Raw genomic sequence first — 26,269 nt, 5'->3', positions numbered from 1 at the left:
ATCAGGCCTGAAGCTGCTGCGCGAGGTCGTGCATGGCCACGCGCAGCAATTCGATGGCGGTCGTCAATGCCGCTTCGGGCTCATCGTCACGGCAAGCCTGTTCGAGCACCCGACACGCCGAAACCACGCGTTCGGCACCGATCATGTGCGCCCCGCCCGTGACGTGATGCGCCAGATCACGCAAGACTTCGCGATCCCGACCTGATGCGTCCAGGCGCTTCAGGTCGATGCGCAGGCTGCTCAGCACCTCCTCACGCAACTGCCCGATCAGCGGGTTATCCGCACCCGCCAGTTGCAACAGCGCGCTCAGATCGAACCCGGCCACTGCGGGATCGTCCATGCTCTCGACCTGTGCTCCCCCGGATGCGGCGGCCATCAGGGCCTGGCTCAGTTCGCGCAGCAGAACCGGCTTGAACAGGCAATCGTCCATCCCGGCCGCCCGGCAGCGCTGTTTTTCTTCCATTTGCGCATTGGCGGTAAATCCCAGGATCAGACAGGGTGCCCTGCCCGTCGCGGCCTCCTCCTCACGCACCGCTCGGGCCAGCTCGTAACCGTTGAGCCCCTGCATGTTGATATCGGTGATCAGTGCATCGAAGGATTGCCCGCGCCAAAGCGCCAGCCCGTCCTCACCGCCACCGGAGTCAACGGCGCGATGTCCGAGTTCATTCAACTGTCTACACAACAGCAGGCGATTCACCGGATGATCATCCACCACCAGCACGTTCAGCGACTTTATCGTTACCGCCGCTGGCGCCGGTGCAGCCTCTTGCACAAGTGGCGCCAGCACCGGCAGCTCGAGTCGCAGCATGACCTGAGTGCCGCGGTTCAACTCGCTGTTCATCCATAAATCGCCGCCCATCAACCGGCACAGGTTGCGGCTGATCACCAGCCCCAGGCCGGAGCCACTCTGCGCCGTTGATGAGTGGTTGCCGACCTGCACAAACGCTCTGAATAATCGCTGCTGATCCTCAGCGCTGATCCCCCGGCCACTGTCTTCAATGGCTACGCCCACTTCAATCAACCCGTTCTGTTCGCCGAATACCCGCAAGCTCAGGCTCACCTCGCCGTCCTCGGTGAACTTGATTGCATTGCTCAGCAGGTTCGACAGCACTTGTTTGAACCGCAGGGGATCGAGCATCACCACGACGTTGCTGCGCTCATCCATTTCTACATGCCACAACAATTGTTTCTGCCGGGCCAGGCCTTCGAAAATCCGACACACCGACGCCACCACTTCATGCAGATTGACGCGCTCGGGGGCCAGTGACAGATGCCCGGACTCGATGCGTGCGATGTCGAGAATATCGCCGATCAATGCCAGCAGTTGCTGCCCGGCGCTGGACGCCACCTCGATCGCCTGGCGATCGGTCACGCCTTCATCGGCACGCTTGAGGGCCAGTTCGAGCATGCCGATCAGGGCGTTCATCGGTGTGCGGATTTCATGGCTCATGGTCGCCAGAAACGTGCTCTTGGCGCGATTGGCTTCATCGGCTGCGTCCTTGGCCTCCTGCAATTGCCGTAGCCATTGCTGGCGCTGGCGGATCTGCCGACGCTGAAAGCCGATCCAGCCCAACGCCAACAGCAACAGCCCTGCCGCCACTGCAAACCCGCGCAGTATTTGCGTTTGATGACGCTGCCAATAGCTGTCTTGCAGCACCACGTTACGACTCCAACGCGCGACCAGTCCGTCGATTTCCTGGGGTGCGATGCTCAGCAGTGCCTTGTTCAGAATCGATTGCAGCTGCGGGGCCTCAAGCGACGTCGCCATGGCAACCCGCGCCGGCAAATCACCCAGCGTGGAGACAATCCGCAAACGATCGCGGTACTGGTGATCGATCTGGTAGCGCGCCACCAGCAACGAACTCAATGTCGCGTCAGCCTTGCCGTCGAGCAGCGCCTGCGTGCCGTCGGCCGGACTTGGCAACTCGATCAGGCGGATCTGCGGCACGTTCTCCAGCAGATAATCGTGCAACGGACTACGGCGATAAAGCGCCAGACGTTTACCCGCCATGTCGTCCAGACTGCGCGGAGCCTGCGCCTTCGAGTCGGTAATGAGCACAAAGGGGCTGTTCACGTACGACCGAGTGAACAGCATTGCAGTTTCGCGCTCGCGGCTCGGTGTCATCACCGGCAACAGGTCCAGCTCACCGCTTTTGAGCTGCTCGACCTGATGATCCAGAGTTTGACCGCGCACCACCTCGAAGGTCAGGCCGCTGCGCTGACTGATCAGGTTGAGCAATTGAGCGGCCAGACCACTGAAACGGCCATCGGCGTCAAAGTATGTCAGCGGGGCAAAATCATCGACAGCGCCGACCCGTATCACCGGATGCTGATCCAGCCATTGTTGCTCGCTGTCGCTCAGGCTCACCCGCGACTGCGCCGCCATGTCGGCGCGACCGGCGCTCCAGCGCAGCTCCATGGCCAGGCGCTGCTCCATGGGAATGGCCAGCAGGGCCTTGTCGACCAGACGTTTCAAACGCGGGTTGCTGCGGGCCAGGGCAAAGCCGAAAGGGTTGGCATCAAGGCCCGAAGGCCCGGCCAGTTGCAAGTCGTTGTGAAAATGGGTGTTGATCAGGTAACTGGCGCTGATGAAGTCGCCCAGGTACAGATCATCCCGACCGAACGCGACAGCGCCGAGGGCATCGAGAATCGATCGATAACGCTGCAGGGAAGCTTGCGGGTAAGCCTCTTCGATGGTCGAGGCTGGCAGGTAGTCGTCCACCATGGCAATGCGCTTGCCAGCCAGATCGCCAGGCAACGGATTGTCGATCCGAGTGACCCACATCGGCTGATCTTCAGCGTAGGCACGGGACAGCATCAGGCGAGGATTAGCGTCTTCAAACTTGTTCGACGTGCCCAGAAGGTGCACTTTACCAGCCACGAGCGCAGCCATGGCGCTTGCGCGGTCGGGATAGCACCAGACTTCGACGCCGATGTTCAAAATCTGTGCAATCGCGTCGGCGTAATCGGCCGTAAGACCTTCCAGTTCATGGCGTTTGCGGGTCAACTCAAACGGCGGGTAATCCGGCCAGGAGGCGCCGATGCGCAATACCGGGTTGGCGCTCAGCCACTGTTTATCCTGCTCATCAAGGCGGACCTGCACGCCTTCCAGACGGGTGCGGGAGACTATTTCCAGCCTTTGCGCGCTAGTCGCCGCCTGCGCTGTGCCCGCAAGCAGCATCAGCAGCAGGACGCATCGCAAAAGGCTCATCATGGGGATCCTCTCAGAGCAAATGGTTGCGAATGGCAAACTCTCGCAGTACCACCGACGACTTGATCCCGAGCTTGAGCATCAAGCGGGTCTTGTAGGTGCTGATGGTTTTGTGACTTCGGTTCATATCCTCGGCAATCTGCTTGTTCGATATGCCTCGCGCCAGCTCTATCAGGATTTGCAACTCGCGATCGGACAGCGACGCGATCAGCTTGCCTTCATCACTGTGCAACTCAGTCTGCCCTGCGGTGACGTTCGGCAAGTCCAGGAAATAGCTATAGCCCGCGCGGACAGCCTTGATCGCACTCTGCAACTGCTGCAATTCGGCGGATTTGGTGACGAAGGCCATCGCACCGGCTCGCCGGCAACGCATCAGAAATTGATCGGGATTGGCAGTGGAAAAAACCACGACTTTACAGGACAGTCCGACTTTCTTTAGGTGCTCCAGCGTTTCCAGGCCACCCGGGCCTGGTAAGTTCAGATCGAGCACCATGAGATCCGGCTCGTATAAACGGACCAACGACACCACCTCACTACTGTCCGAGGTGACATAAACTGGCTTGTAGCCGAGCGACTCCAGAACCAGGCGAACGGCACTGACCACAACGGGATGATCATCGACGATCAATGCTGAACCCATGAACACTCCCGGGGCGAATACATGACATGACGCCACCGATCTTGCATGAACGGGACTATTGGTAGCTGCGCCACAACTGTTACACGCTGTGCACGTTGCTTCACCTGTCAGATCTGACAGTTGTGCGCCAGACCGATCTGTGATCGAACACGCGAAGAGCGCCCAAGCGATGCCTCGACTGAGGTCATCAACTGCTCGATGGCTCGGATGGATGGCAACGGCGCAGGACTGGTGATGATCTTTGCCCCGAATTGCCGGGGAACACCTGAAGAATCCGCCGGCTCACCATAGACCAGCGCCCGCCGGATTTGCGGATGGTCAAACAGGAAACCGCGAAGATCCGCGATCCCGACCGCCAGTTCGGCGTTGATCACCAGGACATCGAACGGCTGACAGCCGTAGTCGACCAGCGTCAGCAGTTCGGCAAGGTTTTGCACCGGTGCAATACGGTAGTAATCGAGGCCGTTGAACATTCGTTCGATCTTCATCCGCTGAAAATGCTGCAAGTCGGCGATCAGGATACGCAGGGTTTTGTCGGTCAACGTGGAGGTCCGGGTAGTCGCTTCAAGTGGCGGCAAGACTACCCAAGCGCCGAGGCGCACTCTGTAGGACTTTTCCGAAAAACACCGTCATTCATCCGCATTGAACGCTTTATTCCGTAGTGCTCGGACTCCAGAAAGCCTGCACCACCAGGCTTGAAGTGGAAATCCGCTTCACCAGTGCATCCAGCTCATCGCCGTCCACCGAAGTGGTCGCCAGCGTCGCTTCGATCTCGATTTCATCGGCCCCGAAGGCGTGCACATCGACGTCACTGGCCGGGTAGTTGCTGCGTTCGAGCTCGGCTTCAAGCAAGGCGAACACGGCCGTTTGCTGCGAACGCCGGGCGATGACGTAGACGATGTTGGTGACCTCCGCCGAGACCACATCGAGCGGCTGACGGTTGATGTTGTTGACGATCGGCCGCAGCAAGGTATTCGCGGCGAGCACGAACAAGGTGCCCAGCACCGCTTCGGCCAGCAGGTCGGCACCGGCGCAGGCGCCGACGGCCGCCGAGGTCCAGAGCGTGGCGGCGGTGTTGAGGCCGCGCACGTTGCCCTCTTCGCGCATGATCACCCCGGCACCGAGAAAGCCGATGCCGGAGACCACATACGCGACCACCCGGACCGCGCCTTCGGCACCGGCGAGACGGTTGGCCATGTCGACGAAAATCGCCGCGCCGACCGCCACCAGCACATTGGTGCGCAAGCCCGCCGTGCGTTGCCGGTACTGGCGCTCGAAGCCGATCAGGCCGCCGAGGATGAACGCCGCACTGAGGCTGACCAAAGTGTCGAGCAATGAGGTGAGGTTGAGATTGTTGATCGCTTGCATGTCGAACTCCTTGAAACCGCCCCCCTTGCTCCCACAAGGGGGGAATCTTGCCTGTTACTGCCAGCCGAAGCGGCGGATGTAGAAGCCTTTGACGGCCTGGGTCAGTGCCATGTACGCCAGCAGGATCACCGGCAGGAACACGAAGTACATCGACGGCAGCGCCTGCAATTTGAAGTAGTGCGCCAGCGGCCCCATCGGCAGGAAGATGCCCACGGCCATGATGATTCCGGTCATCACCAGCAACGGCATGGCCGCGCGGCTTTGCAGGAACGGAATCTTCGGCGTGCGGATCATGTGCACGATCAGCGTCTGGGTCAGCAGCCCCACCACGAACCAGCCGGACTGGAACAGGGTCTGGTGATCCGGGGTGTTGGCATCGAACACGTACCACATCAAGGCGAACGTTGTGATGTCGAAGATCGAACTGATCGGACCGAAGAACAGCATGAAGCGCCCGACATCGCCCGGCTGCCAGCGTTGTGGCTGTTTCAGCATCTCGTCGTCGACGTTGTCGAACGGGATCGCAATCTGCGAAATGTCATACAGCAGGTTCTGCACCAGCAGGTGCATCGGCAGCATAGGCAGGAACGGAATGAACGCGCTGGCCACCAGCACCGAGAACACGTTGCCGAAGTTCGAGCTGGCGGTCATCTTGATGTACTTGAGCATGTTGGCGAAGGTCCGGCGCCCTTCCAGCACGCCCTCCTCCAGCACCATCAGGCTCTTCTCCAGCAGGATGATGTCGGCCGCTTCCTTGGCGATGTCCACTGCGCTGTCCACGGAAATCCCGATATCTGCGGTGCGCAGCGCCGGGGCGTCGTTGATGCCGTCGCCCATGAACCCGACCACGTGACCATTACCCTTGAGGATGCGCACGATGCGCTCCTTGTGCGAAGGCGTCAGCTTGGCGAACACGTTAGTGGTTTCCACCGCCACGGCCAGTTCAGCGTCGCTCATGCGCTCGATGTCGTTGCCCATCAGCAGGCCTTGCTGGGCCAGGCCGACTTCGCGGCAGATCTTGGCGGTCACCAGCTCGTTGTCGCCGGTCAGCACTTTCACCGCCACGCCGTGTTCGGCTAGGGCCTTGAGTGCCGGGGCGGTGCTTTCCTTCGGTGGATCGAGAAACGCCACGTAACCGATCAGCGTCAGTTCCTGCTCGTCGCCCAGGCTGTAAGTGTCACGCCCCTCCGGCATCGACCGTGCTGCCACTGCTACCACGCGCAAGCCTTCAGCGTTGAATGCTGCGGTGACCTGACGGATTTTCGCCAGCAATTCATCGCTCAAGGCTTCGTCGACTTCACCGTGACGCACCCGGCTGCACACCGACAGAACCTCCTCCACCGCGCCCTTGCAGATCAGTTGATGCGGCTGGCCGCGCCCTTCCACCACCACCGACATGCGCCGGCGGTTGAAGTCGAACGGGATCTCGTCGACCTTGCGAAACGCCGTGCCAACCTTCAGCTCACGGTGGATTTCCACATGTTCCAGCACCGCCACGTCGAGCAGGTTTTTCAGGCCGGTCTGGTAATAGCTGTTGAGGTAGGCCATTTCCAGCACGTCATCGGAGTCTTCGCCCCAGACGTCGACATTGCGCGCCAGGAAGATCTTGTCCTGGGTCAGGGTGCCGGTCTTGTCGGTGCACAGCACGTCCATGGCGCCGAAGTTCTGGATTGCATCCAGTCGTTTGACGATGACTTTCTTGCGCGACAGGAACACCGCGCCTTTGGCCAGCGTCGAGGTGACGATCATCGGCAGCATTTCCGGGGTCAGGCCCACGGCAATCGACAGCGCGAACAGCAGCGCTTCGGTCCAGTCGCCCTTGGTGAAACCGTTGATGAACAACACCAGCGGCGCCATGACAAACATGAAACGGATCAATAGCCAGCTGACTTTGTTCACGCCTTGCTGGAACGAAGTCACCGCACGATCCGTCGCCCCGACCCGCTGTGCCAATGCACCGAAATAGGTGCTGTTGCCGGTGGTGAGAATCACCGCCACCGCCGTCCCTGACACCACGTTGGTGCCCATGAACAGGATGTTGTCGAGTTCCAGCGGATTGCGCGTGTCGCGATCGGCCTGACGCGGGAATTTTTCCACCGGCATCGATTCACCCGTCATCGCCGCCTGGCTGACGAACAGGTCCTTGGCGCTGAGCACCCGGCAATCGGCAGGAATCATGTCGCCGGCCGACAGCACAATGAGATCGCCGGGCACCAATTGCTTGATCGGCAATTCAGCGCGCGGCGCATCCCGGCGCAGCACCGTGGCGGTGTTGCTGACCATCGCTTTGAGCGCGTCGGCGGCCTGGTTGGATTTGCTTTCCTGCCAGAAGCGCAGCAGCGTCGACAGCACCACCATCGAGAAAATCACGATCGCGGCCTTGAGGTCTTCGGTCAGCCACGAGATCACCGCCAGCAGTGTCAGCAGCAGGTTGAACGGGTTTTTGTAGCAGTGCCACAGGTGGGTCCACCACGGCAGCGGTTGCTCGTGTTCGACTTCGTTGAGGCCATGCTGCGCGCGCAGCACATCGACTTCGAAATCGGTGAGGCCGTCGGTGTGGGTGCCGAGGTTCGACAGCAGCACGCCGCTGTCGCAATGGGCAGCGTCCACCAGCGTATTGGCGAGAGTCGGCGGCACTTCACGGCTGACCGTGGTGTCGTTGAGTGTTTCCAGCAAGGCCAGGCGACGGAAGTGCCGGGCGATGTGACGGGTCCGCAGAAAGCCTGCGAAAAATTCCTTGAGCGTAAGTTTCATGGCTGTTGCCCCTATGGTCAGCCGGGAAACCGTCGAGCAGGTACGTCCTCGTCTCGGGCACCGGAAAACCGGCACGGCAAGGCGTGGCGCGCCGGTCAGAAAAGACAGGCGTGTCGATAGGGCTGCAATGACGACGATGAAGTCGACTTCACAGGCTTTTCAGTGTCGATGAGAAGGACGTCGGGACATGACCGGGACCGGTCATGATCGGGATGCCGCTGCTCGCTGTTCGGCGAGACAACGGCACAAAGGAATGCGCGTTATCTTGCCGAGAATCCGCCGGTTACAAGGACCGGCCGACAACTGTCACTCGAACAAGTACCCACTGTGGGTCTCCGCTATTGATGAAAACGCGCGAAGCTTACGCCCCGATGTCTGGAGAGTAAACCCGCAAAAGGAAGTGTGTCGGGGAATGTGGCGGGTGTTCAGGAAGGGTTCAGGATTGCTCCCGAGATCGCCGAGATCGTTCCCACGCTCTGCGTGGGAATGCAGCCGGGGACGCTCTGCGCCCCATTGGAACGCGGAGCGTCCCTTGAGGCATTCCCACGCAGAGCGTGGGAACGATCAGTGTGGAGGCTGAAAGGATACTTAGCTGGCAGTCGCCAGCAACAAGTCCATCACCGAACGGCTGTGCCCACGGTTCTTGCCATGCTCATACAGCGAGCCGGCAATCTCGTCCGCGCGGATCGGCAGGATCGACAGCAGCGTATCGCTCAGACCGTGGCTGGCCTGACAGAAGCCCTGCATGTACAGACCGGCCTTGCAGCGCTCGTCGGTGATCAGCCGGTAATTGCGGTCGACCTCGAAATCGCCCAGGTATTCCTCCAGCGGCGCCAGCAGTTTGCGATGCATCTGACGCTCGTAACCGGTGGCCAGCACGACCGCGTCGTAGGCACGCACGGTGACTTCGCCGGTGGCGTTGTTGCGCACGGTCAGTTCGATACCGCGTTCGGTGGCGGTGGCTTTCTCGACCGTGGTCAGGGTGCGGAACGCATGGCGCGCAACACCGGAAACCTTCTGGCGATAGAAGATGCCGTAGATGCGCTCGATCAGGTCGATGTCGACCACCGAATAGTTGGTGTTGTGGTACTCGTTGACCAGACGCTCACGCTCGCTGCTCTTCTGCTGGAAGATCAGGTCGGTGAATTCCGGCGAGAACACTTCGTTGACGAACGGGCTGTCGTCCGCCGGTTTCAGGGCCGAGCCGCGCAGGATCATGTCGACCTGTACCGACGGGAACGAATCGTTCAAGTCGATGAAGGCTTCCGCCGCGCTCTGGCCGCCACCGATGATCGCGATGCTCATCGGCTGGTTGTTGTTGCACGGCTGCTTGGCCATCTCGGCCAGGTATTGCGAGTGATGGAACACCCGACCGTCGCCCTTCAGTGCCTTGAACGCCTCGGGAATGCGCGGCGTACCACCGGCGCTGACCACCACCGAACGCGCGGTGCGCACGAATTGCTGGCCTTCGGTATCACGGGAAATCACCCGCAGCGCTTCGACCTGATGGTTGTGCAGCACCGGCTCGATGGTCAGCACTTCTTCGCCGTAGCGGCTCTGCTCGGTGAACTGCGCGGCGACCCAGCGCAGGTAGTCGTTGTACTCCATGCGGCACGGGTAGAAGGTGCCGAGGTTGATGAAGTCAACCAGGCGACCGTGGTGCTTGAGGTAGTTGACGAACGAGTACGGGCTGGTCGGATTGCGCAGGGTCACCAGATCCTTGAGGAAGGAAATCTGCAACTCGCTCTGGGTCGACAGGGTGTTGCCGTGCCAGCTGTAGTGGGGTTGTTTGTCGAGAAACAGAACATCCAGTTCCCCCTGGGTCGGGCCGCGCTCCTGCAGAGCGATGGCCAGCGCCAGGTTCGAAGGGCCGAAACCGACGCCGATCAGGTCGTGAACGATGGGCGATGCAATTGCCTGTGTCATTTCCAGTGTCCTCTGGACGAAAAGCCTGAGTGACCTGACCGGCCTTGAGCAGGACAGCAGATCGTCTGTTGAGTAGGAACGAGGACAGTGAAATAAAATTTAACGACGACGGCTCAATGGGCGTCCCATTGTTTGATGCGCAGGCGGCAATGCTTCATGGCGTTGACGATGTGCTTTTCCACCAGAGCCTTGGAAATCCCTAGGTGTTCGGCAATCTCGGGGTGCGACAGACCTTCGATCTTGCGCAGCAGAAAACTTTCGCGGCACAGCGGCGAAAGTTCTGCCAGGGCACGCTGAAGCATCTCCAGGCGCTGACTGTGGTCGAAGGTACTGTGAGGGGACGGAGTGAAATAGCGTTCTTCGCTGTCGAGCACATCCAGTGATTCAACCTGACGCAGGGCATTGCGCCGATGGTCGTCGATTACCAGATTGAGCGCGGTGCGGTAGAGGAAAGCCCGGGGTTGCTCGATCGGCGTGTCGCTGGAGCGCTCCAGCACCCGCACATAAGCGTCATGCACCACATCTTCGGCGACCTGGCGGTTGCCGAGCTTGGCGTTCAGGAAACACACCAATTCGCGATAGTAGTTTTCCAACATGACTCCCGGCCGCGTGGGGTGCGGTTTCTGTCCTTGAGCCCGATCCTGACCGCCCAGTGGGCAGTAGCAAGATAGTGGCAACTTGAGGGGCGTAATTTATAGTAATTCTCATATAGATTTAAAGTAGTGATTCTCTTCACCAGACAAATAGTCCTGCCGGGCAACCTGTAACTTCGTGTGTGAGCACTTAAATTCCCTTGCGCATTCATCGTTTACAGGACAGCTCCCCGTGTCTGTCGTGCCTTGCGACAGCGTTCAGCGACCGACCGAACCTGTTCACCTGCTGAACGACGGGCCGAATTCCACTGGCCGGAACCCTGCATGAAACGTCCCCGCCCCGCCCGACGCGCCCTGTTCATCGCCCTTTGCCTGATCCCTGTCATCGCTGTTGCCGCATGGCAGGTGTTGCCGCCGGGCCGCGAGACCCTCGCCACCGTTCAAGTGACACGCGGCGATATCGAAAACAGCGTGACCGCACTCGGCACCCTGCAACCGAGGCGCTATGTGGATGTCGGTGCCCAGGCGTCCGGGCAGATCCAGAAAATTCATGTCGAGGCCGGCGATGTGGTCAAGGAAGGCCAGTTGCTGGTGGAAATCGACCCGTCCACGCAAAAGGCCAAGCTCGACGCAGGCCGGTTCTCCATCGAGAACCTCAAGGCGCAGTTGCAGGAGCAACGCGCCCAGCATGAGCTGGCGCAGCAAAAGTACCAGCGCCAGCAAAAACTCGCCGCCGGCGGCGCCACCCGCGAGGAAGACGTCCAGACCGCCCGGGCCGAAGTGCGCGCCACGCAGGCGCGCATTGACATGTTCCAGGCGCAGATCCGCCAGGCGCAAGCCAGTCTGCGCAGCGACGAAGCCGAGCTCGGCTACACGCGCATCTATGCGCCGATGTCCGGCACGGTGGTGGCGGTAGGCGCCCGGGAAGGCCAGACACTCAACGCGCAACAGCAGACCCCGCTGATTCTGCGGATCGCGCGGCTCTCTCCGATGACCGTGTGGGCCGAGGTCTCCGAAGCCGACATCGGTCACGTCAAACCGGGCATGACCGCTTACTTCACCACCCTCAGCGGCGGCAGCCGTCGCTGGAGCAGTACCGTACGGCAGATTCTGCCGGTGCCGCCGCGTCCGCTCGAACAAAGCCAGGGCGCCAGCCCCACCAGCGGTCGCAGTGGCAGCGAACGAGTGGTGCTTTACACGGTATTGCTGGATGTCGATAACGCCGATAACACCCTGATGACCGACATGACCGCCCAGGTGTTCTTCGTTTCGCAGCAGGCACAAAACACCCTGACCGTGCCCACCGCCGCCCTGCAACACAGCGCTCGCGCGGACTGGCAACTGGCGCAGGTGGTCGCCGCCAATGGCGAGGTTCAATCCCGGGAAGTCCGTACCGGCATCCGCGACCGCTTGCGCACGCAGGTTCTTGAAGGACTTGTCGAAGGCGATCATGTCCTGAGCAGCCCGGCCACTGGCAACGGAGGCTGAATGCAAACGCCCTTGATTGACCTGCGGCAGATCCGCAAAGCCTACGGCGGCGGCGACAGTCCGCGGGTGGAAGTGCTGCGCGGCATAGATCTGTCGATTCATGCCGGCGAATTCGTGGCGATCGTCGGCGCGTCTGGTTCCGGCAAATCGACACTGATGAACATCCTCGGCTGCCTCGACCGACCGACCAGCGGCGAATACCTGTTTGCCGGTGAAGAGGTCGCGCGGCTGGACACCGACGCTCTGGCCTGGCTGCGACGCGAGGCGTTCGGCTTCGTGTTTCAGGGCTATCACCTGATTCCGTCAGGTTCGGCCCAGGAAAACGTCGAAATGCCGGCCATCTACGCAGGCACACCGGCCGCCGAACGCCACGCCCGAGCCCACGCGTTGCTGACTCGCCTGGGTCTTGCCGGGCGCACCGCCAACCGCCCGCACCAACTCTCCGGCGGACAGCAGCAGCGGGTATCGATTGCCCGTGCGCTGATGAATGGCGGTCATATCATTCTCGCCGACGAACCCACCGGTGCACTCGACAGCCAAAGCGGCGCCGAAGTCATGACCCTGCTCGATGAACTGGCGGATCAGGGCCATGTGGTGATTCTCATCACCCACGACCGCGAAGTTGCGCAACGCGCCAAGCGCATCATTGAGATCCGCGACGGCCTGATCATCAGCGACACCGCCGATCCGTCATCGCCCCCCTCGCCCGCCGTCGGTTCCGGCGCATTGCAGGCCGTGGATCTGCGCGAGCGTCTGAACACCGGCAGCACCCAGACCGGCGCCTGGAAAGGCGAATTGGTGGACGCCGTGCAAGCGGCGTGGCGAGTGATGTGGGTCAACCGCTTCCGCACCGCGCTGACCCTGCTGGGCATCGTCATCGGCGTCGCGTCCGTGGTGGTGATGCTGGCGGTGGGCGAAGGCAGCAAGCGCCAGGTAATGGCGCAAATGGGCGCCTTCGGCTCCAACATCATTTACCTCAGCGGCGCTGCCCCCAACCCGCGCACGCCACCGGGCATCATCACCCTCGATGACGTCGCCGAACTGGCTGCCCTGCCCCAGGTGGAGCGCATCATGCCGGTCAACGGCTCGACCGCCGGCGTGCGCTTCGGCAATGCCGACCACACCAGTTACGTGGGCGGCAATGACACCAATTTCCCGACCATTTTCAATTGGCCGGTGGTCCAGGGCAGCTACTTCACGCAAGCCGACGAAGACAGCGCCGCTGCCGTGGCGGTAATCGGCACCAAGGTTCGCGACAAGCTGCTCAAGGATGTCGCCGATCCCGTCGGTCAATACATCCTGATCGAAAACGTACCGTTCCAGGTGCTCGGAGTCCTCGCGGAAAAAGGCTCCAGCTCTGGCGACTCGGACAGTGACAACCGGATCGCCGTGCCCTACTCCGCCGCCAGCATGCGCCTGTTCGGCAGCCGCAATCCCGAGTATGTGGTCATCGCCGCGCGGGACGCCCGCAAGGTCAAAGAGGCTGAGCAAGCCATCGAGCAATCGATGCTGCGCCGGCACAACGGCAAAAAGGATTTCGAGCTGACCAACAACGCCGCCATGATTCAGGCCGAGGCGCGAACCCAGGGCACGCTGTCGCTGATGCTCGGCGCGATCGCCGCCATTTCCTTGCTGGTGGGCGGTATCGGCGTGATGAACATCATGCTCATGACCGTGCGCGAGCGTACCCGGGAAATCGGCATCCGCATGGCCACCGGCGCCCGTCAGCGCGACATCCTGCGCCAGTTCCTGACCGAGGCAGTGATGCTCTCGGTGGTCGGCGGCGTTGCCGGGATCAGCCTGGCGATGCTGGTCGGCGGTGTGCTGCAACTCAGCGGCGTCGCCATGGCGTTCCAGTGGATTGCAGTGTTCGGCGCCTTCGGTTGCGCGCTGGCCACCGGTGTCATCTTCGGCTTTATGCCTGCCCGCAAGGCCGCCCGGCTCGATCCGGTCAAGGCCCTCACCAGTGAATGATCGACCTATGAAAGCCCCCCTGACACTTCTCGCCGCCAGTGTTTTGCTGGCGGCCTGCGGCAGCCCCGCGCCACGACCCGACAGCGGCCTGCAACCACCGCCCGCCTGGCAATCGCCCGAACATCCCGGCGCCAGCCAAAGCGATCGACAATGGTGGACGCATTTCGGCAGCACGGAACTCGATCATCTGATCGAACAGGCCCGACTGGGCAGCCATGACCTGGCCGCCGCCGTCGCCCGAGTGAGGCAGGCGCAGGCCAGCGCGACAATCGCCGGTGCGCCGCTGCTGCCCGAGGTCAAGGCCGGGCTGAATGCCAATCGCCAGAAACTCCTGCACGGCAAAGGCTACAGCCAGCTCGACGTGAACCCCGACAACCGCTCGCTGGATTACTACGACGCCGAGTTGAGCGCCAGTTACGAAATCGATTTCTGGGGCGGCAAACGCGCCGCCCGGGACAGCGCGGTGTTCGGCGTGCAGGCCAGCGAGTTCGATCGCTCGACGGTGGAACTGACCCTGCAAAGTGCCGTCGCCAACAGCTACACCCAGGCCCTGGCGCTGCGCGAACAGGCGCGGATCGCCGAACTCAATCTGGCCAATGCGCAAAGCGTTCTGCATCTGGTGCAGACCCGCTACGACGCTGGCAGCGCCACCGCGCTGGAACTGGCCCAGCAGAAAAGCCTGGTCGCCGAACAACAGCGCAAACTGCCGTTGGTGCAACAACAGGCCCGCGAGGCGCTGATTACCCTGGCCGCGCTGCTCGGCCAACCGGTGCAGGAGCTGCCGACACCCCGACAGGCGTTCGCCCAACTGCAATGGCCGGACATCGCCAGCGGCGTGCCCAGCGATCTGCTGCAACGGCGCCCGGACATCGCCAGCGCCGAAGCCAGACTGGCCGCCGCCCAGGCCAATGTGACCGTCGCCCGCGCCGCCATGCTGCCCAAGGTCACGCTGACCGCCAGCCTCGGCACCGGCGCCGACCTCGCATCGGATCTGCTGCGAACGACCTTCTATAACCTGTCGTCAGGTCTGGTGGCACCGATCTTCAACAATGGCCGCCTGCGTGCCGAACGCGACAAGGCCACGGCGCGCCAGGAAGAATTGCTGGAGACCTATCGCGGCGCAATCATCAATGGCTTTGCGGACGTGGAAAAAGCCCTGACGAGCATTCGCGGCCTCGATGAACAGCGTCAATGGCAAGGCGAGGAACTGCGCCAGGCACAGACCGCGTTCGATATCGCCCAGAGCCGCTATCAGGCCGGCGCCGAGGATCTGCTGACGGTGTTGCAGACTCAACGCACGCTGTATGCCGCCCAGGACATGAACGTGCAGCTGCGGCTGTCACGCCTGCAGGCCAGCATTGCGCTGTACAAGGCGCTGGGCGGGGGCTGGCAAGTCATCTGAACAGCGCTTTGTTCAAGGCAAAAAAATCGCAGCCCGACGCTGCGATTTTTTTTGCCTTCAGAGTTGTCGCCCCTTGACCTTCAGATGCCTGGCGTACCACGGCCGCTGCGGCACTTTGCGGAACAGGTCGGCCATGTTGTCTTCATCGCCGAACGTGATGCGCAATGCCAGCTTCATGGTCTCCGGGTCCATCTCCACCGAACGTCCCGCCTGAAGGCCGGGAACGGTGCTGCAACCATGGGTGTCCGGGCCGAGCCACGGATCATCGACCTCGACCCAGCGCCCCGGTGCAAACCATTGGACGCCATTGACTTGCAGGCGGCTCACTTCACCTGGATGAAAGCGTTCGTGAGCGCGATACCAGTCTTCGATGCGGTCGTCGATCCAGCCATGGAAACGCCAGAACACCGGGTTCACATGGGAGGAAAACGGATCGCCGAGAAAATCGTTTTCCGGGGCATACCAGCGCGCCGCGAAGTCAGCCTGATCCCGGGCCATCGGCACCGGAATATCGTTGGACGGATCACGGGCCACCGATGCCCAGCGCATGTGCAGCCAGTCGTGCAGGCCCAGCTCGACTTCCGAGCCGAACTGGCCGAGCGTCAGCTTCGAGAGATAGCGCGGATCGGTGTACTGCGATTCCCAGACCTGGAAGTTGCTGTGGTAGGTCTCGGCCGTCTTGATGTCGCTGACCCACTGTGTGTATTCGTCATCGCCTTCCGTCAGCCAGGTCGGCGGCAAGGCATCGCCGTCGTGGTTGTCGAAGTAGCGGGCGAACCCCAGACGATCACGCTCGAGCTCCGGTTGCGGCGCGGGGAATTTCAACCAGGACGGCAAGTCCTGCATTGAGCGGGCGGTGCCCAGCATATGCCGGTGCATGAAGAAAAAGTCGATGCCCGAGCCGTTGCGATCCTTGCGCGGACCGCGCGCATCACGCTCCTTGTAACGCGGGCCGGGTTGCCAGCCGATGCCGCGCAACGCATCGCGTTTTTTCTCGGACAGTTTGTGCCACTTGTCCCGCGAGGCATGCCAGAGCTGGTGAAACAGGCGATGCTCAGGCGATACCAGCCACGCCAGCAAGGTCGGGTTCAGACCGGTTCGCTCACGCGCCTCGGGGAAACGGCGTTTGATGGCGATGAAACGGTTATCGAGCTCCGGCAGACCCAGCGGCCGATCCAGGCGCAGCACCTGCCCGGTGAACGTGCCGCTGCCGGCATTGCCGAAGGCCGCCCAGACTTCGTCCAGTTTGACATCGAGCTCGTAGACCGCCGGCGCCTGTGGCTGGTCCGTGCGCATCAGACGCCAGTACAACTGCGCGCCATTACCCGAGACCAGATCGCCAATGACGTCATAGCGGGGCAAACCGTCGCCCCGCAACCGCGCGCCGGTGTCGAGACAGCCACGCAAGCCGCGCCCGCGCTGGGCAATATCGAGAAACAACTCCAGGCCTTCACGGGGCAGGCCGTCGAGTCCGGCATCGGCGCCCGTGAAACGGATGTCCCAGACACCGCGCAGGTTGTCGGCCAACTGCTGGCCGGCAGTGTCCGCCAGATCCACCGTGGCCTCGCCGGGCGTGATCGGCTCCTCCTCGCGGGTCAGCTCACGATGTGCATAAAAAGCGGCAGGCAGCGCAGCGCCCGTGAGTGCCATGCCCGCCATGAACCAGCGTCGAGAGATCGTCATTGCCCTACCTGTGTCAGCCATGAAGCAGGCTTTATCCAAGCTAGAACGTTTGCTGGTGCGGTAAATTTATCGCCTGCCCGAAAAGATCTCCAAAGGCCCCGACCGCGTCCACGCGTTCTTTTGCCGCCTCGCTAAATTGTTTGCCTCCCCAGTCGTTCCTCCCAGATAGCAAAGGCCCCTGCGCCTGTACCTCGACGGCGAACCTGAATGAGATGGCAATGACAAAACCGCGTTCGAAAAAGGCTCTATACATCGGCCTGCCGCTGGCCTTGGCGATCAGCGCCGGCGCAGGCTTTCTGGCCTGGGATTACTGGTTCAGGGACAATCCCGGCTACCCGGTCAAGGTGATGAAACAGGCCACCGAACTGCAGGAGCGAATCCTGTCGTTCGACAGCCACATCACCGTGCCCTTGAGTTTCGGCGCCCATGGCAATGAAGCCGACAAGGACGGCTCCGGGCAGTTCGACCTGATCAAGGCCAACCGTGGACGGCTGTCCGGCGCGGCGCTGACGGTGTTCGGCTGGCCGGAGATGTGGAACGGCCCGAACGCGCCGCACCGGCCTACCGACGGTTTCGTCGAAGAGGCCCGCAATCAACAGGAAGTGCGCTACAAGATCATCTCGGGCCTGGTGCGCGACTTCCCCAATCAGGTCGGCATCGCCTATACCCCTGACGATTTCCGCCGCCTGCACGGCGAAGGCAAGTTTGCGATTTTCATCAGCATGCTCAACGCCTACCCGCTGGGTAACGACCTGAGCAAACTGGACCTGTGGGCCGGTCGTGGCATGCGCATGTTCGGCTTCAGCTATATCGGCAACAACAGCTGGGCAGACTCCTCGCGCCCGTTGCCGTTTTTCAATGATTCCCCGGATGCGCTGGACGGCCTCTCGGACATCGGCAAACAGGCCGTGCACCGCCTCAATGACCTGGGCGTGATCATCGACGTCTCGCAGATGTCGACCAAGGGCCTGGAGCAGGTTGCGCAACTGAGCCGTACACCGCTGGTGGCTTCGCACTCCGCGCCGAGAGCGGCGGTGGACATTCCGCGTAACCTAAGCGACAAGGAACTGCAGCTGATCAAGAACAGCGGCGGCGTGGTGCAGGTGGTCGGTTTCTCGCAGTACCTCAAACCGCTGACCCAGGGCACCCAGGACAAACTCAACGCCCTGCGCGCCCGCTTCGATCTGCCGCCTCTGCCGAACCTGGCCATGGCGCTGATGCCGGGCGACCCGATCATCACCGCCTGGTCGGAACAGAAACTCGGTCAGTACGCCAGCGGCCTGTACGGAATTCTCGAAGAGGAACCGAAAGCCACCCTGAAGGACTTCGGCGACGCCATCGACTACACCGTGCGCAAGATCGGCATCGACCACGTCGGCATCTCTTCGGACTTCAATGACGGCGGCGGAATCAAGGGCTGGGAAAACGTCGGCGAGATCCGCAACGTCACCGCCGAACTGATCCAGCGCGGTTACTCCGAAGCCGACATCGCCAAGCTGTGGGGCGGCAACTTCCTGCGGGTCTGGGATCAGGTGCAGAAAGCCGCCAAACCTGCCCTGATCTCCCGTCAGGACACGACCCGACCATGACTGACCGCCGCACTTTTCTGAAGCAGGCCGGCGTACTGGCCGCCGCCCTGCCTCTGGGCGTGAGCCTGGCTGAACCGGCCCGCGCCGCCGCTTCGCCGCAGGACAAATGGTTGGTCTTGCGCGGGATGTTCGAACAGGATCCGGACGCGATCCACTTCGCCAACTTCCTGGTGACATCGCACCCAAGGCCCGTGCGCGAGGCTATCGCTCGCCATCGTGCGGACATCGACCGCAATCCGGGCCTGGCGATGGACTGGGATCTGGGCGTCACCGAACAGCGCGAAGAAAACGTGCGGGTCTGGGCCGGCCAGTACTTGCAGGCCAGGCCAAGCCAGATCGCCCTCACCGGCAGCACCACCGAAGGTCTGGCGATGATCTACGGCAGTGCGCACGTACGCCCGGACCAGGAAATCCTGACCACGGTTCACGAGCATTACTCCACCCGCAACATCCTCGACTTCCGCACCGCCCGCGACGGCACCCGGGTGCGCAAGCTCACGCTGTTCGAGAACCCGCAAAGCGTTTCGACGGATCAGGTGCTCGACACCATCAATCGCAACATCCGCCCTGAAACCCGCGTTCTCGGCATGACCTGGGTGCACTCGGGCAGCGGTGTGAAACTGCCGATTGGCGATATCGCCCGCCTCGTCGACGAACACAACCGAAACCGCGACGACAAGGACCGGATCATTTACGTGGTCGACGGCGTGCACGGTTTCGGTGTCGAAGACCTGAGCTTCCCGCAGATGAACTGCGATTTCTTCATCGCCGGCACGCACAAATGGATGTTCGGCCCGCGCGGCACCGGCATCGTCTGCAGTCGCAGTGACGAAGTGAAATACGTCAGCCCCAGCGTGCCGACCTTCTCCGAAGCCACGACCTTCGCCAACACCATGACGCCCGGCGGCTATCACGCCTTCGAACATCGCTGGGCGGTGGACGAAGCGTTCAAGCTGCACCTGCAACTGGGCAAGGCCGACGTGCAGGCGCGCATCCATCAGCTCAACAGCTATTTGAAGCAGCGCTTGCTGGAACAGCCGAATGTCGAACTGGTGACCCCGGTCGATCCGGAGTTCTCTGCCGGTTTCAGCTTCTTCCGGGTCAAGGGCCGTGACAGCGATGACATCGCCGCCCGCCTGATGAAACACCGCGTGGTCTGTGATGCCGTCAGCCGCGACGTCGGCCCGGTGATCCGGACCGCGCCCGGTCTGCTCAACACTGAAGCCGAAGTGGACCGTTTCCTCGATTTGCTGGGCAAGACGCTGCGCGCCTGACCCCTGCGCCCCCGGTTTTACTTTAAACAGAGACGACTCATGAAAAAGCCTCACGCCTCAATCACCTTCAAGGCATTGCCCGCCCTGGCCCTGACCGCCCTGTGCGCGGGCCTTCTGCCGGGCGCCGCCCTGGCAGCCACCCCGCCGGCCCCCGGCAAAGTGTTCAAGGACTGCAAGGATTGTCCGGAAATGGTGGTGTTGCCGACCGGCACTTACACCATGGGCACACCGGACGACGAAGTCGGCCGCGAACCCGACGAAGGCCCGCGCCACGAAGTGACCTTCACCCGACCGTTCGCCATCAGCCGCTTTCAGGTGCTGGTCGGCGAGTGGGATGCATATGTCCGCGAGACCGGCGCCAAGCCCTATGACTTCGATGATCGCCCGGGTCGCCGCTGCACCGCTGGCAAGCCCGAGTTCAAACAGACCAAACGCGACCCGGCCGTCTGCATGAACGTGGCCGAAGCCCAGGGCTACATCGACTGGCTGTCGAAAAAGACCGGCCACAGCTACCGCCTGCCGAGCGAATCGATCCGTGAATACGCGGCCCGTGGCGGCAGCACCGGATCGTTCCCCTTCCCGTTCGACGAAGGCAGCGACTACCAGATTTCCAAACACGCCAACACCTACGGCGCCGCCGACGGTTACAACTTCACGTCCCCGGCCGGCACCTTCCCGGCCAACGCCTTTGGCGTGTACGACGCCCACGGCAACGTCTACGAATGGACGGCTGACTGTTATCACAAGGATTACTCCGGCGTACCCAACGACGGTCGTCCGTGGGTGCAGGAAAACTGCGAACGCCAGGTCATGCGCGGCAACGACTGGGGCGAAGCACCGGTGTTTTCCCGTTCCGGCAACCGCAACAGCAGCTGGCCGACCAGCAAGGGCGACTGGCTGGGCTTTCGCGTAGTGCGCGACCTCTGATCCCGCCTGTCAGCGACCGCAGCCCGTCTGCGGTCGTTTAAAGAAACCCCGTGACCATTCGTTTTCCTTACATACCGGCACTCCCTCCGCACCGAAGCAGGAATCCTCCATGACCAAGCCAACGCGTGGGGCGATCAACGAATTGTTCGCCCTGCTCAAGCCCTTCCGCCTGATTGTCTGCGTATCCATCGTGCTCGGCATGATCGGCGGCCTGAGCGTCACCGTGCTGCTGGCGACCATCAACAACGCCTTGCACTCGGCCGACGGACTGACCCGCACCGTGGTCATGATTTTCGCCGGGCTGTGCGCCCTGGCCTTGCTGACCACGATCCTGTCCGACATCGGCACCAACTACGTCGGCCAGCACATCATTGCCCGCCTGCGCAAAGAGCTGGGGGAGAAAGTGCTGTCGGCACCGATCGACCAGATCGAACGCTATCGCAGCCACCGCCTGATTCCGGTGCTGACCCACGACGTGGACACCATCAGCGACTTCGCCTTCGCGTTTGCACCGCTGGCCATTTCCATGACCGTGACCCTGGGTTGCCTCGGTTATCTGGCGATGCTGTCCTGGCCGATGTTCCTGATGATGCTGGTGGCAATCGCCATCGGCACCACCATCCAGGCGATTGCCCGCGCCAAGGGCATGCGCGGTTTTTATGCGGCGCGCGACTCCGAAGACGAGCTGCAAAAGCACTACAACGCGATCGCCGAAGGTGCCAAGGAACTGCGCATCCATCGCCCGCGCCGCCAGCGCATGTTTGTGTCGGGTATCCAGAAGACTGCCGAAAAGATCTGCGACACCCAGATCAAATCCATCAACACGTTCGTGATCGCCAAGTCCTTCGGATCGATGCTGTTCTTCGTGGTGATCGGTATGGCACTGGCCCTGCAATCGTTCTGGCCGAGCGGTGACAAGGCCGTGATGAGCGGCTTTGTGCTGGTGCTGCTGTACATGAAGGGCCCGCTGGAACATCTGGTCAGCACACTGCCGATCATCAGCCGCGCGCAGATTGCCTTCCGCCGGATTGCCGAACTGAGCGAGCAGTTCTCCTCGCCCGAGCCGCACCTGCTGCTGGAAGACCAGGGCAAGAAGCCCGGTGCCGTCAACCGTCTGGAATTGAACAATGTGCGTTATGCCTTCCCGCCGGTTGCAGGCAGCGAACCGTTCCGCCTCGGACCGGTCAACCTGCGCATCGAGCAAGGCGACATCGTGTTCATCGTCGGTGAAAACGGCTGCGGCAAAACCACCCTGATCAAACTGCTGCTGGGCCTGTATGCGCCGACCGAAGGCGAGATCCGGGTCAACGGCCAGCCGATCACCGCTTTGAACCGTGACGACTACCGCCAGAACTTCACCACGATCTTTGCCGACTACTACCTGTTCGACGACCTGATCCAGGGAGACCGCGAAGTACCGCAGGACGCTACCCGCTACCTCGAACGCCTGGAGATCGCGCACAAGGTCAGCGTGCGCGACGGAGCGTTCACCACCACCGATCTGTCCACCGGCCAGCGCAAGCGTCTGGCACTGGTCAACGCCTGGCTCGAAGAGCGCCCGGTGCTGGTGTTCGACGAATGGGCCGCCGATCAGGACCCGACATTCCGGCGGATTTTCTACACCGAACTCCTGCCCGACCTGAAACGGCTGGGCAAGACCATCATCGTGATCTCCCACGATGACCGTTACTTCGACGTTGCCGATCAACTGGTGCGCATGGAGGCCGGAAAGGTCAAAAGCGAACTGCAAACCGCTTGATCGACGAAGCCGCGGCCAGACCGGAAAAATATTTTCCGGTTTACCGCGGCTTTCTCGTCTTAATGAGATGAATAAGAACCATTAACAACTATACCTGCCAAGGTCTTAACCTCATGTCCGCATCCCGCTTCATGCTTCGCCCACTGACCCGAGCCCTGCTCATGCACGGTGCTACCCGCTCCCGTCTGGCCACCACCGGCCTGGGACTGGCAATGACGCTGGCCGTCGCCCCGTATGTCCAGGCCCAGGAATGGACCCTGAACATCCCGGCGCAACCTTTGGCCCAGGCCCTGCAATCGCTCGGTCAGCAGACCAGCCTGCAAATCATCTACAGCCCGGAAAGCCTGCAAGGCCTGCGCTCCACCGCCCTCAACGGCCGGTATGCGGACGACAGCGCCATCGCGGCCATCCTCAAGGGCACCGGCATCCGTCATCAGCGTGACGGCAATACCGTGACCCTGCTGGCCCCCGCCACCGGCAGCGCGATGGAACTGGCACCGACCAACATCGATGGGCAACGACTGACGGCCACTACCGAAGGCAGCAACTCCTACACCACCGGTGGCGTGACCATCGGCAAGGGCGTGCACTCGCTGAAGGAAACCCCGCAGTCGGTCACGGTCATGACCCGCAAGATGCTGGACGACCAGAACCTCAACACCATCGAACAAGTGATGGAAAAGACTCCGGGCATCACCGTTTACGACTCGCCCATGGGCGGCAAGTATTTCTACTCGCGCGGTTTTCGCATGACCGGCCAGTACCAGTACGACGGCGTGCCGCTGGACATCGGCAGCAGCTACGTACAGGCCGACAGCTTCAACAGCGACATGGCCATTTATGACCGCGTCGAAGTGCTGCGCGGTGCTGCCGGCATGATGAAAGGCGCAGGCGGTACGGCCGGTGGCGTCAACTTCGTGCGCAAGCGCGGCCAGGACACCCCGCACACCCAACTGTCGCTTTCGGCAGGCTCGTGGGACAACTATCGCGGTCAGGTCGACACCGGCGGCCCGCTGAACGACGCCGGCACCATCCGTGGCCGCGCCGTGGTCACCCAGCAGACCCGTCAGTACTTCTATGACGTGGCCAGCCGCAAGGACCAGATCTACTACGGTGCCCTGGACTTCGACCTCAGCCCCGACACCACCCTGGGCCTGGGCATGGCCTATGAAGACGTCGACGCCACGCCTTGCTGGGGCGGTCTGCCGCGCTACGCCGATGGCTCCGACCTGCACCTCAAGCGCTCCACCTGCCTGAACACCTCGTGGAACAACCAGCGCAGCAAACGCGCCACCTACTTCGGCGACGTGAAACACCAGTTCAACGACGACTGGTCCCTGAAAGTGGCCGGGGTCTTCTCGCGCAACACCCAGGACATGGAATACGCGTTCCCGAGCGGCGCGGTGCCGGTAGGCGCCACCAGCTCCAACACGCTGATGCTGGGGAGCATCTACGACTACGAGCAGACCGACTACGGCTTCGATGCCTACGTGGACGGCAAATTCGACGCGTTCGGCCAGCAGCACGAACTCACCGTCGGCGCCAACGCCAGCCGTTCCCACAAGGATGACTTCTACGCCGTGGCGGCGTTGCCACAGCGCCAGAACGTACTGAACCCGAACCATCACCTGCCCCAGCCTGACGAAAGCTACTACCTGGCCAATGCCTCCCGGGGCGGTCCGGTAGATATGCACATCAAGCAATACGGTGTTTACTCCACCGCCCGCCTGAAGCTGGCAGATCCACTGACCTTCGTGCTGGGCAGCCGTGTCAGCTGGTACAAGTCCGACACCGACTCCGTGCAGTACTTCCGCGGCGAAGGCACCCCGGTCAACACCAAGTCCACCGAAACCGGACAGGTCACCCCGTTTGCCGGGCTGTTGTTCGATCTCAACGACAACCTGACCGCGTACGCCAGCTACACCGATATCTTCACCCCGCAAGGCGGCTACAAGACCATCGACGGCGGCACCCTCAAACCCCTGATCGGCCAGAGCTACGAGCTGGGGATCAAGGGCGAGTGGTTCGACGGTCGCCTGAACAGCTCCTTCAACCTGTTCCGCACCATTCAGAAAGATGCGGCCCAGGATGACCCGCGCTGTGAAGACAGTTCCTGCTCGCTGAACTCCGGCAAGGTCCGCGCCCAGGGCTTCGAAGCGGAAGTCAGCGGTGAAGTGATCGATCGCCTGCAACTGCTGGCCGGCTACACCTACACCCAGACCAAAGTGCTGGAAGACGCCGACGCCACCCAGGACGGCGTGATCTACAACTCCTACGTACCACGTCACCTGCTGCGCGTCTGGGGTGATTACAGCCTGAGCGGCCCTCTGGATCGCGTCACCATCGGTGCCGGCGTCAACGCCCAGAGCGGCAACTACCGCACCTCGCCACTGGGCGGTGACAACATCACCCAGTCGGGTTACGCGGTCTGGAACGGTCGCATCGGCTACCGCATCGATGACACCTGGTCCGTCGCCCTCAACGGCAACAACCTGTTCGACAAACGCTACTACGCCACTGTGGGCACCGAAGGTTTCGGTAACTTCTATGGCGACCCGCGCAATTTCGTGATGTCGGTCAAAGCTGACTTCTGATTACAGCGACCATGAAAAAACCCCGCATTGCGGGGTTTTTTCTGGCCTGCGAATTTGTCTGAGGTTCAGCTCAATGCGCGATGCAGCGCACGGCTCAGGGTTTCGTGTACCTGCAGGACATCGGGCATCACCGACGCCAGCCTCAGCAAGTCGTGGGTCAGCCCCGGGCAGTGCTCGAGCTCGACGCTCACACCGTGCTCACGCAACTTGTCGACATACGCCTGGCCCTCATCGAGCAGCGGATCGAACCCGGCCAGCACGACAATGGCCGGGGCGACGCCACGCAGATCTTCGGCCAGCAACGGCGAGAAACGCCAGTCCAGATAATCTTCCGGGGTGCGCGCGTAATGCCCATAAAACCAGTCCAGTGTCTCGTCTTCCAGCAGATAGCCTTCGCTGAACAGGGCCCGCGAATCATGGGCACGGGAGGCGTCGGTGACTGGATAGCACAACAACTGAACCTTGGGTGCGATGGCCACGGTGTGCGGCTGAACCACCGCTTGCACCGCCAGTACGGTGGCCAGCGTGGCCCCGGCGCTGTCACCGCCGAAGGCGACCCGGCCCGAGTCCAGGCCCAACGAAGCCGCGTGTTCGGCCAGCCACGACAAGGCGTCCTCACCGTCTTCCAGTGCCGTCGGGAAACGGTGCTCCGGCGCCAGTCGATAGCCCACGGAGAGCACCGCGCATGGCGTGCGCCGGCAGAACTCGCGACACACGCCGTCATGGGAATCGAGGCTTCCGACCACAAACCCGCCACCGTGGAAATACACCAGCACCGGCATTGGCGCTGACACACCTTGCGGGCGATAAAGTCGCAGTGCCAGCGGCGCACCGTCCCGGGCGGTCGCGCTGATGGCCTGCACGTCCAGGTCTTCGGGCGCCATCCAGCGCAACTGCGCAGTGGTCTGTTCGAAGGTGTCCCGGGCCTGGGCCGGAGTCATTTGGTGCAGCGCCGGCAGACCGGCATCCTGGCTGTCTTGAGCCAGGTCGAGAAAGGCTTCCAGATCAGGGTGTAACGACATCGCGAAGATCCTTGTATCAGCAAAAAAGGGGCGCGCCTCGGCAACGCCCCTCAAAAATGATCCAG

The 26,269-nt window shown here is 62.0% G+C and carries 17 protein-coding genes; 8 read left to right on the top strand and 9 right to left on the bottom strand.

What is annotated here, in order from left to right; all coding sequences use genetic code 11:
* Window position 1: 1 nt before the first annotated feature.
* The 7 genes from ABFB52_RS10660 to ABFB52_RS10630 form a co-directional block, all read right to left on the bottom strand.
* Window positions 2-3,214: a transporter substrate-binding domain-containing protein gene (locus tag ABFB52_RS10660; protein WP_129973122.1), complete on the bottom strand. Its 3,213-nt coding sequence runs from the start codon at window positions 3,212-3,214 to the stop codon at window positions 2-4.
* A 10-nt stretch (window positions 3,215-3,224) separates the two neighbouring features.
* Window positions 3,225-3,851: a response regulator transcription factor gene (locus tag ABFB52_RS10655; protein WP_085747851.1), complete on the bottom strand. Its 627-nt coding sequence runs from the start codon at window positions 3,849-3,851 to the stop codon at window positions 3,225-3,227.
* A 107-nt stretch (window positions 3,852-3,958) separates the two neighbouring features.
* Complete coding sequence (locus ABFB52_RS10650; RefSeq protein WP_085747852.1) at window positions 3,959-4,393, bottom strand: chemotaxis protein CheY; 435 nt, start codon at window positions 4,391-4,393, stop codon at window positions 3,959-3,961.
* Between the two features lie 109 nt (window positions 4,394-4,502).
* Window positions 4,503-5,219 (bottom strand): MgtC/SapB family protein, encoded by a 717-nt coding sequence (locus ABFB52_RS10645; RefSeq protein ID WP_085607898.1) that lies wholly within the window; start codon window positions 5,217-5,219, stop codon window positions 4,503-4,505.
* 54 nt (window positions 5,220-5,273) lie between these two features.
* A complete protein-coding gene (gene mgtA, locus ABFB52_RS10640) occupies window positions 5,274-7,973 on the bottom strand; it encodes a magnesium-translocating P-type ATPase (RefSeq protein ID WP_129973121.1) in 2,700 nt (899 codons plus the stop codon).
* A gap of 588 nt (window positions 7,974-8,561) precedes the next feature.
* Complete coding sequence (locus tag ABFB52_RS10635) at window positions 8,562-9,899, bottom strand: SidA/IucD/PvdA family monooxygenase (protein ID WP_129973120.1); 1,338 nt, start codon at window positions 9,897-9,899, stop codon at window positions 8,562-8,564.
* Between the two features lie 113 nt (window positions 9,900-10,012).
* Window positions 10,013-10,495 (bottom strand): sigma-70 family RNA polymerase sigma factor, encoded by a 483-nt coding sequence (locus ABFB52_RS10630; RefSeq protein ID WP_085747855.1) that lies wholly within the window; start codon window positions 10,493-10,495, stop codon window positions 10,013-10,015.
* A 321-nt stretch (window positions 10,496-10,816) separates the two neighbouring features.
* On the opposite strand from ABFB52_RS10630, the gene ABFB52_RS10625 reads away from it, so the two are divergent.
* Genes ABFB52_RS10625 through ABFB52_RS10615 form a run of 3 tightly spaced genes read left to right on the top strand, consistent with a single transcriptional unit; the run spans window position 10,817 to window position 15,356 of the window.
* Entirely contained in the window at window positions 10,817-11,980 is a 1,164-nt protein-coding gene (locus ABFB52_RS10625; RefSeq protein WP_129973119.1) for an efflux RND transporter periplasmic adaptor subunit, read from the top strand.
* A complete protein-coding gene (locus tag ABFB52_RS10620; RefSeq protein ID WP_129973118.1) occupies window positions 11,981-13,954 on the top strand; it encodes a MacB family efflux pump subunit in 1,974 nt (657 codons plus the stop codon).
* Window positions 13,955-13,961: 7 nt separating this feature from the next.
* Window positions 13,962-15,356, top strand: a complete 1,395-nt coding sequence (locus ABFB52_RS10615; RefSeq protein ID WP_129973117.1) for an efflux transporter outer membrane subunit — start codon at window positions 13,962-13,964, stop codon at window positions 15,354-15,356.
* A 57-nt stretch (window positions 15,357-15,413) separates the two neighbouring features.
* Here ABFB52_RS10615 and ABFB52_RS10610 read toward each other — a convergent pair whose 3' ends face one another.
* Window positions 15,414-17,039 carry a PvdJ/PvdD/PvdP-like protein gene (locus tag ABFB52_RS10610; RefSeq protein WP_085747859.1) on the bottom strand — a complete coding sequence of 542 codons (1,626 nt, stop codon included), beginning with the start codon at window positions 17,037-17,039 and terminating at the stop codon, window positions 15,414-15,416.
* Between the two features lie 218 nt (window positions 17,040-17,257).
* Between ABFB52_RS10610 and pvdM the strand changes: the two genes are divergently transcribed.
* The 5 genes from pvdM to ABFB52_RS10585 all read left to right on the top strand — a co-directional run bounded on the left by pvdM (window position 17,258) and on the right by ABFB52_RS10585 (window position 25,182).
* Window positions 17,258-18,628 (top strand): pyoverdine-tailoring dipeptidase-like protein PvdM, encoded by a 1,371-nt coding sequence (gene pvdM, locus ABFB52_RS10605; RefSeq protein ID WP_102717686.1) that lies wholly within the window; start codon window positions 17,258-17,260, stop codon window positions 18,626-18,628.
* Window positions 18,625-19,902 (top strand): aminotransferase class V-fold PLP-dependent enzyme, encoded by a 1,278-nt coding sequence (locus tag ABFB52_RS10600; RefSeq protein ID WP_129973116.1) that lies wholly within the window; start codon window positions 18,625-18,627, stop codon window positions 19,900-19,902. Before pvdM ends, ABFB52_RS10600 begins: the two co-directional genes overlap by 4 nt.
* Window positions 19,903-19,941: 39 nt before the next feature.
* A complete protein-coding gene (locus ABFB52_RS10595) occupies window positions 19,942-20,829 on the top strand; it encodes a formylglycine-generating enzyme family protein (RefSeq protein ID WP_102686980.1) in 888 nt (295 codons plus the stop codon).
* A 109-nt stretch (window positions 20,830-20,938) separates the two neighbouring features.
* Window positions 20,939-22,588 carry a cyclic peptide export ABC transporter gene (locus ABFB52_RS10590; RefSeq protein WP_085747863.1) on the top strand — a complete coding sequence of 550 codons (1,650 nt, stop codon included), beginning with the start codon at window positions 20,939-20,941 and terminating at the stop codon, window positions 22,586-22,588.
* A 113-nt stretch (window positions 22,589-22,701) separates the two neighbouring features.
* Entirely contained in the window at window positions 22,702-25,182 is a 2,481-nt protein-coding gene (locus ABFB52_RS10585) for a TonB-dependent receptor (protein ID WP_102686979.1), read from the top strand.
* Between the two features lie 65 nt (window positions 25,183-25,247).
* On the opposite strand, the gene ABFB52_RS10580 is transcribed toward ABFB52_RS10585, so the two are convergent.
* Complete coding sequence (locus ABFB52_RS10580; RefSeq protein WP_102717689.1) at window positions 25,248-26,204, bottom strand: alpha/beta hydrolase; 957 nt, start codon at window positions 26,202-26,204, stop codon at window positions 25,248-25,250.
* Between the last annotated feature and the right edge of the window lie 65 nt (window positions 26,205-26,269).

Origin of the sequence: Pseudomonas sp. 9.2(2024), from assembly GCF_039695385.1 — a bacterium.
GTDB classification, from domain to species: domain Bacteria; phylum Pseudomonadota; class Gammaproteobacteria; order Pseudomonadales; family Pseudomonadaceae; genus Aquipseudomonas; species Aquipseudomonas paraglycinae.
This window is presented reverse-complemented; position numbering and strand designations above follow the sequence as displayed.

Bases quoted from the DNA above. Each gene is read 5' to 3' on its own strand.
- ABFB52_RS10660 (WP_129973122.1), bottom strand. From the start codon at position 3,214: ATGATGAGCCTTTTGCGATGCGTCCTGCTGCTGATGCTGCTTGCGGGC.
- ABFB52_RS10655 (WP_085747851.1), bottom strand. From the start codon at position 3,851: ATGGGTTCAGCATTGATCGTCGATGATCATCCCGTTGTGGTCAGTGCC.
- ABFB52_RS10645 (WP_085607898.1), bottom strand. From the start codon at position 5,219: ATGCAAGCGATCAACAATCTCAACCTCACCTCATTGCTCGACACTTTG.
- mgtA (WP_129973121.1), bottom strand. From the start codon at position 7,973: ATGAAACTTACGCTCAAGGAATTTTTCGCAGGCTTTCTGCGGACCCGT.
- ABFB52_RS10635 (WP_129973120.1), bottom strand. From the start codon at position 9,899: ATGACACAGGCAATTGCATCGCCCATCGTTCACGACCTGATCGGCGTC.
- ABFB52_RS10630 (WP_085747855.1), bottom strand. From the start codon at position 10,495: ATGTTGGAAAACTACTATCGCGAATTGGTGTGTTTCCTGAACGCCAAG.
- ABFB52_RS10625 (WP_129973119.1), top strand. From the start codon at position 10,817: ATGAAACGTCCCCGCCCCGCCCGACGCGCCCTGTTCATCGCCCTTTGC.
- ABFB52_RS10620 (WP_129973118.1), top strand. From the start codon at position 11,981: ATGCAAACGCCCTTGATTGACCTGCGGCAGATCCGCAAAGCCTACGGC.
- ABFB52_RS10615 (WP_129973117.1), top strand. From the start codon at position 13,962: ATGAAAGCCCCCCTGACACTTCTCGCCGCCAGTGTTTTGCTGGCGGCC.
- ABFB52_RS10610 (WP_085747859.1), bottom strand. From the start codon at position 17,039: ATGACGATCTCTCGACGCTGGTTCATGGCGGGCATGGCACTCACGGGC.
- pvdM (WP_102717686.1), top strand. From the start codon at position 17,258: ATGACAAAACCGCGTTCGAAAAAGGCTCTATACATCGGCCTGCCGCTG.
- ABFB52_RS10600 (WP_129973116.1), top strand. From the start codon at position 18,625: ATGACTGACCGCCGCACTTTTCTGAAGCAGGCCGGCGTACTGGCCGCC.
- ABFB52_RS10595 (WP_102686980.1), top strand. From the start codon at position 19,942: ATGAAAAAGCCTCACGCCTCAATCACCTTCAAGGCATTGCCCGCCCTG.
- ABFB52_RS10590 (WP_085747863.1), top strand. From the start codon at position 20,939: ATGACCAAGCCAACGCGTGGGGCGATCAACGAATTGTTCGCCCTGCTC.
- ABFB52_RS10585 (WP_102686979.1), top strand. From the start codon at position 22,702: ATGTCCGCATCCCGCTTCATGCTTCGCCCACTGACCCGAGCCCTGCTC.
- ABFB52_RS10580 (WP_102717689.1), bottom strand. From the start codon at position 26,204: ATGTCGTTACACCCTGATCTGGAAGCCTTTCTCGACCTGGCTCAAGAC.